Raw genomic sequence first — 16,155 nt, forward strand, 5'->3', positions numbered from 1 at the left:
CCTATGCCTATGCCTATGCCTATGCCTATTGATTTTGTAATAAGTACAGTTAGTCTTATCAATGGCCGTTAGCCACTTCACTTCCCATCAAGTAATTCAGCATTTAATCAAAATGTAATCATTTAATATTGTTCAAGATATGATTAATTTGTAAAAAAATATCAAACTGACCTAAACTTTATCTTAGAACTCGTAAAGAGCACTTTAAACTCGCAAAGAGCATTTTATATGAAAGATTTTTATGGTCTTAATCTAAAAAATTTATTGGAAAAAGCACCTGTTGGGGTCATTATCCATCGTTGGGATACTTGTATTGTTTACGCAAATCCAACCGCCTTGCGTTTATTTGACCTCACTTTTGATCAAATAGTTGGTAAAGATACTTTCGACCCTAAATGGAGCTTTGTCGATGATACAGGTAAAAAATTACTGATTGAAAATTATCCGGTTAACAAAGTAAAGCGAACCCAAAAACCCCTGAAAAACGAGATTATAGGTGTTGTCCATAGTAAGCTAGAAGCTCCGCGGTGGCTGATGATAAATGCCTACACAGAAGGCGACCTTAACAGTGATAATCGCTCTATCATTGTCTCTTTTAATGACATATCAGATTTCAAACAACTCTATTTTTTCTCAGACATAGTCGAGAATACTCAAGACATTGTTATTGTGTGCGAAGCCGATAATATTAAGTACCCGACGGGGCCGAAAATAATATATGTGAACAAAGCGTTTGAGACATTAACTGGTTATAAAAAAGAAGAAGTAATAGGTGAAACTCCGCGTATTTTACAAGGAGACTTAACCGATAAAGCAGCAATGTCTCGAATTAAAGAAGCATTGAAAAATCATCAAGCGGTAACGGAAACGTTATTAAACTATGATATTAATGGTCGCCCCTATTGGATTGAAATGAATATAATCCCGTTAAAAAATAAGTATGGGGAAGTTACTCATTTTGGTGCAATTGAGCGAGATGTTTCAGAGCGGAAGTTTCATTTAGAGCAGTTACAATATAGAAACCAAGAATTAAAATCGCTAAAAAGTGAACTTGAACAGCTTGTGCAAGAAAGAACAATCGAGCTACAAAAAGCCAAAGAAAAGTTAGAAAAAATTGCATTCTTAGACCCATTAACCAACATTCCTAATCGCCGATTTTTTATTGATCAAACCCATAGACTAATCAAGTCTTGCGACCGACGACAGCTTTCGATTGCCTTTGGCTTATTAGATATAGATGATTTTAAAGTCGTGAATGATACACATGGTCATGATGCAGGCGATTTAATTTTGAAAGAATTAGCAGCCTACTTCAGCGGTTTTTTCAGGGCTGATGAAGCTTATTGCAGATACGGCGGAGAAGAGTTTGCTTTTGCTGTGATAATTGAAAAAGCGTCTGATTTAGACATCATAACGGATAGATTAATTAAAGGCATTTGTAACCTTAAAATATCAGTTAATGAACATTATTTATCTGTAACGGCAAGCGCTGGCTTTAAACTGTGCCACCCAAGCTTTGGTGTTGATTTTGAGCAAGAGATGAAACAGGCTGATGTTGCCCTTTATCAGTCGAAGAAAAACGGTAAAAATAGAGTCACGATCATAAAGTAGCTTGATCATTGCTCAAATATAACTACATCAGTTAAGTATACTTTTTATGGTATGACATTAAGTAATTCGAAAACCTTATAAACCGTAGGTTTCACTTTTGGCTAAGTAAGGCGTAGTAAATAAGCTGGCGTTTATATGCTTGCTTAGTCGTAGGTATTACATTGGATAAAGTTCATTTTCATTAGCAGAACCAGAGCAAATTTATTAACCTTAATATCAAGCGAAAAAAAGCTGAAAGCAAACTAAGATGCCGGTAAATATAATGGCATCTTCAAACCGACATTATCTAACATTTTTTGTTAAACTACTTTTATTTCAAAAAGTATCACTTTACCTTTTCAAGCCGTCAGTTGGTAAACCAAACACCTATAAAATCAGTGTCTGTTGAATAGATTATGTAGGTGGTTTATTCTTCTTTTCTCATCATAATATTTGCAGTAGGTTTATGAATGCTAAAACAATCAGTTTGTGCCTTTTTAAGTTTAGTTTTTATTTTATTAATTGGCATTACGCAAGGTGGGTTAATACCCAAGGTTGCAGCCCAAGAATCAAATCTTGCCAATGACATTGAAACCACCATTGAACGTGTACAGCAAACAACTGATTTAGATGAAAAGCAACGAAAAGATACGCTGATCAAGCTCGAAGATGCGCAAGATATGCTGGCGACTGCGAAAGAGCAGCAACGTCTGACTATTGATTATGAAGACCGAGCGGCGAGTGCATCCCAAAACGTTATTGCTATTCGACAAAGTAACCAAGCGCTGCGAGAGCAGGTAGTGCAAATAGATAAAAGCCAATCGGCTGATAAGCTCAAAAATCAACTGCTTTTGCAAAGAGCTGAACAAAAAAATCGCCTTTCGGTGCTTTCAGAAAAACAAAGCGAACAAACTGTACTGAGTTTACGAGCTAATAAAATTGCTGAGCAATTAAGTGCAACCCGGGCTGACGAAACTGCGATTAATCAAGCAATAGCCAAGCAAAATCCTGACAATATTAACCTTGAGGCAAGAGCTGACCATCTTGAAAAACTGGCCAACGCGCATAAACTTGCCGCCACAATTGAAGCACTTGAAAGCGAGATAGCGACTATTCCAGCTCGCAAGTCGCTGGTTGAGGCAGAATTAAGCCAACTGCGCACTCAAAGCTCATTTTATGAAAAACAAATCGCTTTACTGCAATCTTACTTAGCTGATAATCGAAAAAGCGAAGTAAAAAAGACAGTTGAACGTAGTAGCGCAGTGCTAGCCAAGTTAAAGCAACAACCAGCTCTTGAGGCAATGGCAAGTGAGAATTTATTACTGGCTAATCAGCTGCAAGATTTGCAAACCCTCGCGCCAGAGAGTGAAACAAACGTGGCAACGTTGCAAAAGCAACTCGTTGAGGTTCAACAATCGTCAGAAACGGTTGATAGAGTGTTAGCAACGGGTCGTGTAACCGATGAACTCGGTGAGCTATTGCGCAGACTTCGAGCCAGTTTGCCAGTAGAGTCGGTGCTTGAACAACGCAATGAAAAGCTTGAAGAGTCGACTATTAGACAACAGCTTGATGTTATTTTGTGGCAAGATCGGCTACGCAGCTTAGCCCATATTCCTGATGCAGCCGAACGTTTACTGATTGAGAACAGCCCTGCGTTGAGTAAAAAAACCAAACAGAGTAAAAGCCCTGAACTTAGTGAAAATGCCAAGACAAATTTATTCACCGCGCTTGAGCTTAAAAAGGCAGAAGAACTGACAAGGTCTCGTCGAGATCTAATACGTAACTTAATTGACGCATCTAATATGCAAGCTGATCGTACTACGGATGAAAAACTGGCGCTCAGCGAGCTTCTTATGGCAAGCTCTGCGCTAAGCGCGCTACTGGAAAGACGATTAATTTGGCTACCGTCTTCCAGCTCAGGTATTGCCGGCAACTTTGGCTTAAATTTGTTAATCAGCGTTGAGTGGTTCTTTTCACCCACTGCGTGGTGGAGCTTAGTTAACGACCTCTATAACGGTGCTATATCTTCGCCTTTTCTATTGTTATTGTTTATCACTATACCGTTACTGATTTTGGCTAGCCGACGCGCGATTAAACGCACTTTGTGGACCTTATTTGAAAAGGTGGGTGACGTTGAACATGACACTTATTTTAGTACGCCTTTAGCGTTACTTTTAACTTTCGCGCTAGCTTTACCCTTACCCGTTTGCTTATTCGCTGTCGCCGGCATGATCTCAGAAGGTGCTCAGCCAATGAGCTTTTCTATCGCTATAGCGACAGGGCTAGCGGCTGTTTCATCGTTAAGCCTAATACTCTTGTTTTTTCGCTCTATGTGTCGTGAAAATGGCATGTTTGAAAAACACTTTGGTTGGAGCGCCAATGCACGACTCAAATTACGCGCTATGCTTTCATGGTTTGTCTGGTTAGAGTCAGTTACTGGCTTTGTATTTGCTACCGCAATTGCCAGTGGCGAAACTGAGCTGAGATACGGCATCGCAATTTTAGCGTTTATTATTAGCTCTGTCGGTATTGCGGTATTTAGTTATCAATTTTTTCAGCCTAAGAGTGGCGTGGCCACCAGCATCGCAGGCGACACTCCGGCAAACATACTAACAATTATTGCCTTTCCCATTGCAGTGTTAGCACCTTTTGCCATCGGCTTAATGCCACTGATTGGCTATTTTGATACTGCGGTTGAGCTGCAATCTAAGGTCTTTATGTCAGGTACCTTACTGGTAATGTCGGCGGTTATATATGGCATTATGTTACGGGTTTTTCTAGTGACATTTCGCCGTTACATGGTCCGTAAGGAGCAAAAAGAAGCTGAAGATTTAGCGATAAAAAATGCCGAGCCAAAGGTGGAATCAAGTGGTGATGCAATCGCTACACCTGAAGAAAGTAAAAGCATTGATGAAGAAGAAGTGAAGCGCCAAAGTCAATCTATTATGCGCTGGTTCACAGGCCTTTTATTGTTAGCTGGGCTTTGGTTTATCTGGATGCCACTGCTACCAGCACTTGGAATTGTTGATGACATTATCGTGTGGCAACAGGTAAAAATAGTAGACGGTGTAGAGCTTTCAAGTGGCGTTACCTTGTGGAATATTATTTTGTCATTAGCGTTTGTTGTTGGTGGCATTTTAGCAGCAAAAAATATACGCGGTGTCATGGAAATTGGTTTCTTTGAGCGATTTGAAATGGACGATGGTGCTCGCTATGCCATTATGTCTATATTGGGCTATGTCATTGTAGGCAGCGGTATAGTTATAGGCTTCTCGCAGCTTGGAATCGATTGGTCAAAGTTACAGTGGATTATAGCCGCGCTTGGTGTTGGCCTAGGTTTTGGCTTGCAAGAGATTGTTGCCAACTTTGTTTCTGGTTTAATCATATTATTTGAACGGCCCATCCGTGTGGGAGACTTCGTTACCATAGGGAATTTAAGTGGTACCGTCAGTAATATTAAAATTCGCGCCACAACAGTAACAGACTTTGATAACCGCGAAGTGCTACTGCCGAATAAATCTATTATTACCGAGAATGTCATTAACTGGACATTAAAAGACGCAGTAACACGTATCGTGGTTAAAGTTGGCGTGGCTTATGGCTCTGACATTGAAAAGGTAACCGATATCCTCATGCAGGCAGTAAAAGCCGAGAAAGACGTACTGGAACTACCATCCCCACAGGTATTCTTTTTGGAGCATGGTGATAGCTCGTTAGATTTCGAAATTCGAGCTTTTGTAAGCCAACCAACAAATCGTTTGCCGCTGACACATTTAATCAACATAGCCATTAACAAAGCATTGGCTGAAAATGAAATTGCTATTCCGTTTCCACAGCGTGATTTACACCTGGTTTCGGGCAAACTTATTGAAAAAACTGAAACTGATTAAATGTTTAGCTATTGCTTGATTCATTTTGGATTAACGAATAGTAGCTTTAAATATTGTTGCAATCACTGGATTTAGGGCATAGCTATTTAGTTCAGTGAATTTAAGCTTGGGATACTTATTCTAATATTCATTAAAGCTAAGTTTTTGAAGTTTTATCAGGGAAGGATAGAACCAGACAGCATTTAAAATGTCTTTGTCTGGTTCTCAATTTATTTTTTACATGCTCGAAAATTACTGAATCGTGAGATCAATGTGTTTGTCCTTATTTAACACGGCTTGTCTCCAGCTTATTCAAGTCGTCTTCATTTATAATCGTAAAAAAAAGCTATGCCGCTTGCCCACAAGCCACGCCACTGCTCCAAGCGAACTGGAAATTATAGCCGCCTAACCAACCGGTTACGTCAATCGCTTCGCCAATAAAATATAAGCCTTTGGCTTTTTTCGCTTCAAAAGTTTTTGATGAAATTTCGTCGGTGTCAACGCCTCCTAGGGTCACTTCGGCAGTTCTATAGCCTTCGGTGCCATTAGGTTTTATTTGCCAGTTATGTAGGTATTGGCCTAGGTAGGTAATTTCGTCGTTACTGATTTGGTTAATAGCTTTATCAGAAATATCTTTTTGTTTCACTAAAGCTTCTATAAAGCGTTTCGGTAAGACCGTGGCCAACATATTTTTTAATGATTTTTGTCCGCTGGTTTCACGCCATTCGCTGAACAATTCATCGATAGGTGTTTCTGGCAGTAAGTTAATAGTTACTGTTTGTCCAGAGCGCCAGAATGATGAAATTTGCAATATAGCGGGGCCAGATAAACCACGGTGAGTAAATAATATGTTTTCTTTAAATTTAGTGCCGTCTTCGCTGGTTACTTCCGTGGCTATACTGATTCCCGATAAACCATCAAATTTTTGTTTGTCGTGATCATGTAAGGTAAATGGCACTAATGCGGCCATTGTCGGTAATACCTTTAAACCAAATTGTTCAGCAACTTTATAGCCGATTGGGCTGGCGCCTAATTTCGGCATGGTTAAGCCACCAGAGGCAATAATTAATGACTCGCATTGGTAACTTTCACCTGCGGTAACCACTTCATAACCGGTCGCGTTTTTGTTGACTGAAATTACTTCGCTGCGCATTGCTACATCGACACCGGCCCATTCACATTCGGTCATCAATATATCAACTATGTCTTGCGCGCTGTTGTCACAAAACAATTGCCCTAAAGTTTTATGATGATAATTAAGGCCATGACGGTCTACTAGCTCGATAAAGTCTTGAGCGCTATAACGACTAAGCGCCGATTTTGCAAAATGAGGGTTTTGGCATAAGTAATTTTCAGGCGCGGTGTTTTCATTAGTGAAGTTACAACGACCACCACCAGAAATTAATATTTTTCTGCCGGGTTTTTTACCCATATCAACAACAGTAACACTGCGACCGCGATAACCAGCAGTTGCTGCTGCCATTAAGCCTGCTGCGCCGGCACCAATAATAACTACATCAGAAAATATCAACTAAATAACCTAGTTTATGCTTTTAATGGCGGCATTATACGTGAGATAGCGCATTAGCGCGATAAGATAAAATGTGCTTGATATTTTAACAAAATGTAACTGAATCTTGGTTAGGTAAGCACAACAGATAAAATTGAAAGAGTAAAATAATGGTTATCTTAAACGCTGTTTTATTGGTAGCCCTTTAATTTTGAAGTAATGTAAAGATGGGCGGTAACTAAGCAATAATAATTCTGATTTTTCTTAATTTAACGGTTCAATCAAAATGTAGCTGTGAAACAAGGGAGCACAGCTCCCTTGTTTTTCAATTGGCTATTAACTGAATGTTAAAGCTGGTTAAGAATAGTTTCTACATTACTGATTTCAAACTCTTGTGGCTTCTCAACGTTTAAGCTTGTTACCACACCATTATCGATGATCATTGAGTAACGTTGAGAGCGTAAACCACCAAATGCTGCAGTGTCCATTTCAAGACCCAACGCTTTGGTATAACTGCCATCGCCATCAGCAAGCATCATAAGGTTTTCAGCATTTTGTGCTTTACCCCAAGCTGACATAACAAAAGCGTCATTAATCGCGACACAAATAATAGCGTCAACGCCTTTTACTTTTAACTCATCAGCTGAAACCACATAGCCAGGTAAATGCGCTACCGAACACGTTGGCGTAAATGCGCCAGGCACGGCAAACATGACAATTTTTTTGTTAGCGAACAATTCTGACGTGTTATGGGTGACCATCTCACCGTCTTTTAATTCTTGTAGCTGCCCATCAGGCATAGTTGCGTTTAATGCGATCATAATATTTCCATTGTCGTTGTGGTTAATGGGATACCGGAAATTACCGGCTTTCGGATAATGCTTATCGTATGTGCATCAGCTAAATAGTGCTGATTATTAGTTTAGAATAAACTCAGTCTTAGCGCACGTTTATGCTGAATAAAGCCTTAAATTGTTGAGCAAATCTTGCTCGGCAATTATTGGCATAGCGTGATCAGTTATTTTTTGGAATCGCTTGATTAACATAAACATCGAAGCGATTTTTTTTCATATTAATGCTGGTTGATGGTGCTTTACCAGCAAGTGGTGGTGCATAGCTTGGGCGTTTAACCACCACGCGATATTTTGCTAAGGCAATTGCGGGCGCTAGCAAGTTATCAGCATCAAGGTCTTCACCCACTAACGACTGAAACACGCGCATTTCTTTTTTAACGGCTGCAGATTTTTCTCGATGCGGGTACATAGGATCAAGATAAATAACATCTGGTTGCTGAGCTAAGTTGACATTTTCAATCAATGAGGAGCTAATTAGACTCATGCGATCGGTAATATCATTAATTTCAGTACTTAGCTTGGCGCGCTCTAAACCGTCTTCAAGTAAGGCCGCAACAATCGGCATACGTTCCATCATGGTAACGTTACAGCCTAAGGTTGCCAATACAAACGCATCACGACCTAAGCCGGCGGTTGCATCAAGCACATTAGGGGTAAAACCATGTTTTAAGCCAACCGCTTTGGCAATGTCTTGGCCACGACCACCACCAAACTTACGGCGATGAGCGGTGGCACCATCAACAAAATCAACACAAATAGCACCGAGTTTTGGCTCATCTAGTTTACTTAGCTCTAGGCGTTGCAAGTTAACTTGTAAGGCAAATAGTAGTTTTGGATAGTTTTTTGCCGCGGCGATATCACCGATATAATCCAGTTGCCATTTCTTGGCAATTTTTTTTGCTTTGTCGACGTCAACCGCATCGACATAAGCAACGGCAACTTTATTCAGCATCGGCAATATCTTCTAAATGAATATGATTATCGCCAGTAGCATAAGCAATTAAACGACTCAGCTGACCTAAGGACAAGTCACATTGCTGCTGCCAGCTATTAAAGCTTGTTTGAATAGCGTTTAAGCTAGATTTTGTTTGAATGCCGCCAGTAATAATGTCATGTGCGCGAAAATAAGCTTCCACATCTCGGCTAAGTAGAAAAGTATCTTTACCTAATGCGCGCAAAGCATAAGGCCCAGTGTTGCCGCCAAGACGTTGGCCATGCTTTTTTAAATAAGCCCATAAACCGATAATATCGTCGCTCGGCCATTTGGCTATAAACTCAGCAAAGCTTTGACCTTGTTGTTGCTGTTCAAAAATCATTTCGGCGTTGGCTTTAATGGTTTTAACCTTATTAAAGTTACGAATAATTTTTGGATCGCTGGCTTTTCGCTCCATCATTTCTTCTGGCATCATCAAGACTTTTTCGATATTAAAATTGAAAAAGCTTTCTTCAAAGTTAGGCCATTTGTTCTGAACAACGCGCCAAACAAATCCCGATTGAAAGACTTTTTTACTGAACTCAGATAAAAATCGGTCATCAGGTATAGCCGCCAATAAATGTTCTTGTTTACCGGGGCCTAGCAATATATTGAGTTTAGCTGCGCCCCCTTTTCGGGAAGCGGCGCGTTGATAAATATCGTCAAGTTTTTCTAATGCCATTGTTATTAACCTGTGATGCCGCTATGACGTAATAATGCGTCAATTTTAGGCTCACGGCCACGGAAGGCTTTAAATAATTCGCTTGGCTCTTTTGAACCGCCCATTTCTAGCACATTGGTTAAAAAGTCATGGCCAACACTTTGGTTGAAAATGCCTTCGTCTTCAAAGCGAGAGAAAGCGTCACTTGATAAAACTTCAGCCCATTTATAACTGTAATAACCGGCGGCATAACCACCACCAAAAATATGGCCAAAGCTATGTTGAAAACGGTTGAACTCTGGCGCTTTAATTACCGCGTAGTCATCACGTACTTGGTTAAGCACATGTTGAATTTCATCGCCTTTTTCGGGGGAATATTCGGCATGCATTTTAAAATCGAACAAGCTGAACTCCAGTTGACGGATCATTTGCATGGCAGATTGAAAATTTTTCGCCGCTAACATTTTGTCGAGCATGTCTTGTGGTAATGGTTCATTGGTTTGGTAGTGACCAGAGATAAAGGCTAGTGCCTCTGGCTGCCAGCACCAGTTTTCTAAAAATTGACTTGGAAGCTCTACGGCATCCCAAGGCACACCGTCAATACCAGAAACACCAGCCGCGTTAATTTGTGTCAGCATGTGGTGAATACCATGGCCAAACTCATGGAATAAAGTGACTACTTCGTCATGAGTAAACAAGGCCGGTTTATCACCAACTGGGCCATTAAAATTACAGGTTAGGTAAGCCACTGGGTATTGAATATCGCCATTAGCGAGTTCACGACGGCCAACACAATCGTCCATCCATGCACCGCCACGTTTTTTCGAACGCGCATATAAATCTAAATAAAAGCTACCACGAAGTTGTTGCTTGCTGTCTAAAACATCAAAAAACTTCACATCTTTATGCCAAGTATCAATGTCTGTACGTTCACTGATATTTAAACCAAATAAACGATGTACGACTTCAAATAAGCCAGCAACCACTTTGCTTTCAGGAAAGTATGGGCGAAGTTCTTCGTCAGAAATAGCGTAACGATCCTGTTTCAGTTTTTCACTGTAATAAGGTAAATCCCACGCTTGTAAATTACTTTGGCCAAAGTTTTGTTTCGCAAAAGCAGTAACTTCTACTAAGTCTTGTTCGCCTTGGGCTTTTGACTTAACCGCTAAGTCTTCTAAAAAGCCTAAGACTTCACCGGTGTTATTGGCCATTTTGGTTGCCAATGATTTATCGGCAAAGCTCTTAAAGCCTAATAAGTTGGACAACTCATGACGTAAGGAAAGCAATTCCGCCATAATTGGGCTGTTGTCATATTCACCGCCGTTTGGCCCTATTTCAGAGGCGCGAGTAACATAGGCGCGATACATTTTTTCGCGTAGTGCTTTATTATCACAATATATCATCACAGGTAAGTAGCTTGGAATGTCTAAGGTAAATAACCAACCGGTTTTTTCTTGCGCTTGTGCTAAAGCTTTTGCCGCTTCTTTCGCGCTTTCGGGTAAACCGGCAAGTTCAGTTTCGTCAGTAATATTTACGCTAAAGGCTTGGGTGGCGTCGAGAATATTATTACCAAAAGTTGAACTGAGCTCTGATAAACGCGTAGAAATTTCACCGTAACGTTTTTTGTCTGCTTCGTTTAGTGCAATACCTGAAAGTTTGAAATCTCTTAAGGCGTTGTTAATCACTTTCTGTTGAGCAGTATTGAGATGCTTAAACGCATCACTCTCATTTAATTGCTGGTAAGCCGCGAATAACCCAGCGTGTTGACCAACAAATGTACCGTATTCAGATAAAAGCGGTAAGCATGACTCATATGCATCACGCAGTTCATCGCTATTAACCACTGAATTCATATGCGAAATGGGTGACCATAATTTACCTAAAACATCATCTACTTCATCAATTGGTGCCACTAAATTAGCCCAAGTAAATTGTGTATTGTTCGCTAATACCTCAGCAATTGTTGCTTTACAATCGTTGATGGCTTGCTCAACCGCAGGTTTAATATGTTCTGGCTTGATTTTAGAAAATTGCGGTAGTGATGTCGTTTGTAATAATGGATTGGTCATAAAATTCGCATGTTTGCTAGATGATGGTGTAGATGTAATGGCAGATCAGTCGATAATCAAGGTTTAGCTGTCACTATTTGGCTGAAGATGTACAAAATTGAAATTTAAATGCTAAATATCATGTCATTTGTTTTTATAACTCAGTTTTATAAATCAACTATGTTGGCAGATGCGCTTGAATTTTTGTTTTTTAAGTCCAATATAATGAAAGATAATCACATAGGAATAATAATATGACACAACATTTTGACTACATTTCAATTGGCGCCGGTAGTGGCGGTATTGCCTCAGCAAATCGAGCGGCACGTTTAGGAAAAAAAGCGGCTGTTATTGAGGCTAAGCATATTGGTGGTACCTGTGTGAATGTTGGTTGTGTACCTAAAAAAGCCATGTGGTATGCCGGACAAATTGCCGATGCATTACATTATGCGAATGACTATGGTTTTAAAGCGCCATTGCAAAGCTTTAACTGGTCAAAGTTAGTTGAAAACAGAGAAGCTTATATTGAACGTATTCATGCGGCCTATGCGCGTGGTTTTGCCAGTAACGACGTTACTGTGATCAAGGGTTTTGCGAAGTTTGTTAATAAAAATACCGTAGAAGTAGATGGCGTGTTATATAGCGCTGACCATATTACGATTGCCACCGGTGGACGCCCAAGCCGCCCAAGCATTGAAGGTGCAGAGCATGGTATTGACTCAGATGGATTTTTTGCGCTGACTGAACAGCCTGAAAAAGTTGCGGTTGTTGGTGCAGGTTATATTGCCGTTGAACTTGCTGGCGTTTTGCATGCCCTTGGCAGCGAATCACATTTATTAGTACGTAAAGAAAAGCCGCTACGTGGTTTTGATGACATGCTCAGCGACACATTAGTAGAGCAAATGGCTAAACATGGCCCAACATTACACACCATGAGCGTCCCAACGCGTGTTGAAAAACATAACGATGGCAAATTAACTATCCATTTAGAGAATGGCAAATCCATTGGCCCAGTCGATTCTTTAATCTGGGCAATCGGCCGCGAGCCCGCAACCGATAATATTAATATAGAATCTACCGGTATTGAACTCGATAAACGTGGTTTTATTACCACCGATAAGTATCAAAATACCAATATTGATGGTATTTATGCTGTTGGCGATAATACCGGCCGAGCGCAGTTAACACCAGTCGCTGTAGCTGCAGGTCGTCGTTTATGTGAACGCTTGTTTAATAATAAGCCAAACGAGCATTTAGATTATTCCAACATTGCGACAGTGGTGTTTAGTCATCCAGTTATTGGTACGGTTGGTTTGTCAGAAAAAGAAGCCATTGAAGAACACGGCGTTGATCAAGTTAAGGTTTATAGCTCACAGTTTACCGCCTTATATCAAGCGATCACTGAAGATTATCGTGACCCAACAAGAATGAAATTAGTTTGTGTGGGTAAAGAAGAAAAAATAGTCGGCATTCATAGCATAGGTTTTGGTAGCGACGAATTACTACAAGGCTTTGCTGTCGCCATGAAAATGGGTGCAACAAAGGCTGATTTTGATAACACTGTTGCTATTCATCCGACTTCAGCGGAAGAATTTGTCACTATGTAACCACACTTATTTTTTGGTTATTTCAATTGTTAGTTATTAGAAACGTTGTATTAATAATTTAATGCAGCGTTTTTTTATAGGCGAGATAAATTGTATTAGATTAGGGTTATTGCGTGCTAACGACACCTGAAAACCGGCTTCAGTTAGACTTGTTTCAAATAATCACCTGTTTTTTCTCGTATTCTACAACCAGTAATCGCATTAAGTTTTCCTAAATCATAAACATTTATACATTATGTCTGATTGTTAAAACAGCAAGATGACACCTTTGTTATTTTATAGTCATGGCATTGACAGGTAGCATCTCTATACTCTACTTATATTCTGGTATAGAGGAGTTCGTAAATGAGCGACATTAATAAACAGCAAGTATCTCACTTTCCCCGTCGCCGCTTTGTGCAAGGGCTTATTGCAGGTGGTGTGCTAGCGGCGTTCCCAAGTATTATTCATGCAGCCTCATCTTTAGTTGCGAACACCATTACCGGTAATGTACCCGAGCTAAGCGGAAAAGAGATCGAGCTTGTCATTGATGAATCACCAGTAAATTTCACCGGTGTCGTGCGTATGGCAACCACTATTAATGGTTCAATACCGGGGCCAACGTTACGACTAAGAGAGGGTGATGACGTTACGATTAGGGTAACGAATAAATTATCAGTGCCTAGCTCTATTCACTGGCACGGCATTATTTTACCTTATCAAATGGATGGCGTACCTGGTATTAGTTTTAAAGGTATTATGCCCGGCGAAACCTTCGTCTATAAATTTAAGCTACAGCAAAGTGGTACTTATTGGTATCACTCACACAGTGGTTTTCAAGAAATGACCGGCATGTACGGTGCGTTAATAATTGAACCAAGAGAAATTGACATTATTAGTTCTGATAATGAGCATGTTATTCAATTGTCTGATTGGACTGATGATGACCCCATGGCGCTGTTCCGTAAATTAAAAGTACAGAGTGATGTTTTTAATTTCAACCAACCTACGGTACCTGAATTTTTTGCTGATGTGTCAAATACCAGTATTGCTAATGCCTTACAACGTCGAAAAATGTGGCATCAAATGCGCATGAACCCAACAGATTTGGCCGATTTATCCGCATCTGCGATGACCTTTCTTATGAACGGTAGCACGCCTATGGCGAATTGGCGGGGGCTGTTTAAATCTGGTGAGAAGCTTAGATTAAGATTTATTAACGGTTCTAGTAATAGCTTTTTTGATGTCAGAATACCAGAGCTAAAATTAACGGTTGTGCAAGCTGATGGTCAAAATGTTGAACCGATAACCGTTGACGAATTTCGTTTTGGTCCAGGTGAAACTTACGATGTAATTGTTGAGCCTAAAAACGATGCTTATACCATTTTCGCTCAAAGTATGGACCGTTCAGGTTATGCAAAAGGCACGTTGTCTGTGGCGCAGGGTATAGATGCACCGACTCCAGCGTTAGACCCGGTAGAATGGCTAACGATGACTGACATGATGGGTAATATGAACCATGGAGGCGACCATGGTGCAATGGCAAACATGAAGCAGCCAGCTATGGACCACGGCGCAATGAAAATGGATCATAGCCAACATGGTGCTATGGCAATGGACCACAGTAAACATGGCATGTCTGAGAGTCCTCTAAGTGTTGCTAGTACTAAAGTGCGTCATGCAAAAACAGAATATGGTGCATCAGTTGATATGCGTGTTGATATGCCAAGAACAAATTTGGATGATCCAGGAATTGGCCTGCGTAAAAACGGTCGCCGCGTATTAACACTGGCAGACTTACACTCCTTGGATGGGATCGCAAATCATCAAGAGCCTGAAGCTGAAATCGAGCTGCATTTAACCGGTAATATGGAGCGATATAGCTGGTCTTTTGACGGTTTAGAATTTGGTAAAAGTACACCAGTACATATGCAACACGATAAACGTGTAAGGGTTATTTTACAAAACGACACCATGATGACGCATCCTATGCATTTACATGGCATGTGGAGCGATTTAGAAAATGTTCAGGGTGATGTGCAAGTTCGCCGTCATACCATTCCAGTCCAACCCGCGCAACGGATCAGCTTTTTAACCACACCACATGATGTGGGCCGTTGGGCGTGGCATTGTCATTTATTATTTCACATGGATGCAGGTATGTTTAGAGAGGTGGTCGTATCATGAAAAATTTAATAGCGTTTAAGCCATTCATCAGCGCGCTGCTGTTTTGCTTACCTTTAGTAAGCGTGCATACATTCGCGCAAAATGAAATGTCAGATATGCCTGAAATGGATAGCGAAAAACCACAGCCGCAAAGTGGTGACGCTCCAAAAGATGCCCGAGATCCACACGCTTATTCTGGGGGTACAACCTTAACTGAAGGTCCTTATTCTATGGGTAAAGAGCATAGGTTAATCCTTGCCGACGAGCATGTTTTTTATGCACTGTTAGGTAATAGGCTTGAATATAATGAGCAAGCCAATGCTGGCGTATTCGACTTTCAAGCCTGGTATGGAACAACATTTGACCGATTAGTGATTAAAACTGAAGGTGATATTTCAGAGGGAAAACTGGAAGAGAATTCGACGGATATTTTATGGGGACATGCACTTTCGGCATATTGGGATACACAACTGGGTATTCGCGTTGATTACTACCAAGAAGGTAAAAATCGCCAATGGTTAGCATTTGGTGTGCAAGGCTTAGCTCCTTATTGGTTCGAACTCGATATGACAGCTTACATTGGAGAGCAAGGCAATACAGCGTTAACTTTCGAGGCGGAATACGAACTGTTACTGACACAAAAACTGATTGTACAACCGCGCGCTGAGCTGACACTTTATGGAAAAAAAGATACGGTGAATGGTTTAGGTAGTGGTTTATCAAGTACTGCCATTGGTTTTCGAGTGCGTTATGAGTTTACCCGTCAGTTTGCACCTTATGTAGGAGTTGAGTGGACTAATAAATATGGTACTACAGCAGACTATGCAAAATTAGATGGACAAAGTAGCAGCGAAACAGAATTTGTTGCTGGCGTTAAATTTTGGTTTTAATTTTTTAA

At 40.5% G+C, this 16,155-nt stretch carries 10 protein-coding genes; 5 read left to right on the plus strand and 5 right to left on the minus strand.

Annotation, left to right across the window (positions count from 1 at the left end):
* The first annotated feature begins 228 nt into the window (after nucleotides 1–228).
* The gene (locus tag H4J38_RS12185; RefSeq protein ID WP_182132057.1) at nucleotides 229–1,611 is read left to right on the plus strand and encodes a diguanylate cyclase; all 1,383 of its coding nucleotides are present in this window, start codon (nucleotides 229–231) and stop codon (nucleotides 1,609–1,611) included.
* A gap of 449 nt (nucleotides 1,612–2,060) precedes the next feature.
* Nucleotides 2,061–5,480 carry a mechanosensitive ion channel domain-containing protein gene (locus H4J38_RS12190; protein ID WP_182132058.1) on the plus strand — a complete coding sequence of 1,140 codons (3,420 nt, stop codon included), beginning with the start codon at nucleotides 2,061–2,063 and terminating at the stop codon, nucleotides 5,478–5,480.
* Nucleotides 5,481–5,805: 325 nt separating this feature from the next.
* Here H4J38_RS12190 and H4J38_RS12195 read toward each other — a convergent pair whose 3' ends face one another.
* The 5 genes from H4J38_RS12195 to prlC all read right to left on the minus strand — a co-directional run bounded on the left by H4J38_RS12195 (nucleotide 5,806) and on the right by prlC (nucleotide 11,526).
* Nucleotides 5,806–6,990 carry an NAD(P)/FAD-dependent oxidoreductase gene (locus tag H4J38_RS12195; protein ID WP_182132059.1) on the minus strand — a complete coding sequence of 395 codons (1,185 nt, stop codon included), beginning with the start codon at nucleotides 6,988–6,990 and terminating at the stop codon, nucleotides 5,806–5,808.
* A 326-nt stretch (nucleotides 6,991–7,316) separates the two neighbouring features.
* Nucleotides 7,317–7,790, minus strand: coding sequence for a peroxiredoxin (locus H4J38_RS12200; protein WP_182132060.1), 474 nt, complete (start codon nucleotides 7,788–7,790; stop codon nucleotides 7,317–7,319).
* A gap of 193 nt (nucleotides 7,791–7,983) precedes the next feature.
* Nucleotides 7,984–8,775: a class I SAM-dependent methyltransferase gene (locus H4J38_RS12205; RefSeq protein WP_182132061.1), complete on the minus strand. Its 792-nt coding sequence runs from the start codon at nucleotides 8,773–8,775 to the stop codon at nucleotides 7,984–7,986.
* Entirely contained in the window at nucleotides 8,765–9,478 is a 714-nt protein-coding gene (locus H4J38_RS12210) for a DNA-3-methyladenine glycosylase I (RefSeq protein WP_182132062.1), read from the minus strand. The genes H4J38_RS12205 and H4J38_RS12210 overlap by 11 nt, the downstream gene beginning before the upstream one ends.
* A gap of 5 nt (nucleotides 9,479–9,483) precedes the next feature.
* On the minus strand, nucleotides 9,484–11,526 hold the full coding sequence (gene prlC, locus H4J38_RS12215) for an oligopeptidase A (protein WP_182132063.1): 2,043 nt from the start codon (nucleotides 11,524–11,526) through the stop codon (nucleotides 9,484–9,486).
* 233 nt (nucleotides 11,527–11,759) lie between these two features.
* Here prlC and gorA point away from each other — a divergent pair, with 233 nt between their 5' ends.
* From gorA to H4J38_RS12230, 3 genes are all read left to right on the plus strand, one after another.
* On the plus strand, nucleotides 11,760–13,112 hold the full coding sequence (gene gorA, locus H4J38_RS12220) for a glutathione-disulfide reductase (protein WP_182132064.1): 1,353 nt from the start codon (nucleotides 11,760–11,762) through the stop codon (nucleotides 13,110–13,112).
* A gap of 345 nt (nucleotides 13,113–13,457) precedes the next feature.
* Nucleotides 13,458–15,278: a copper resistance system multicopper oxidase gene (locus H4J38_RS12225; RefSeq protein WP_182132065.1), complete on the plus strand. Its 1,821-nt coding sequence runs from the start codon at nucleotides 13,458–13,460 to the stop codon at nucleotides 15,276–15,278.
* On the plus strand, nucleotides 15,275–16,147 hold the full coding sequence (locus tag H4J38_RS12230; protein ID WP_182132066.1) for a copper resistance protein B: 873 nt from the start codon (nucleotides 15,275–15,277) through the stop codon (nucleotides 16,145–16,147). The genes H4J38_RS12225 and H4J38_RS12230 overlap by 4 nt, the downstream gene beginning before the upstream one ends.
* Nucleotides 16,148–16,155 lie beyond the last annotated feature (8 nt).

Origin of the sequence: Colwellia sp. BRX10-3, from assembly GCF_014077505.1 — a bacterium.
In the GTDB taxonomy this organism is placed as follows: Bacteria; Pseudomonadota; Gammaproteobacteria; order Enterobacterales; family Alteromonadaceae; genus Cognaticolwellia.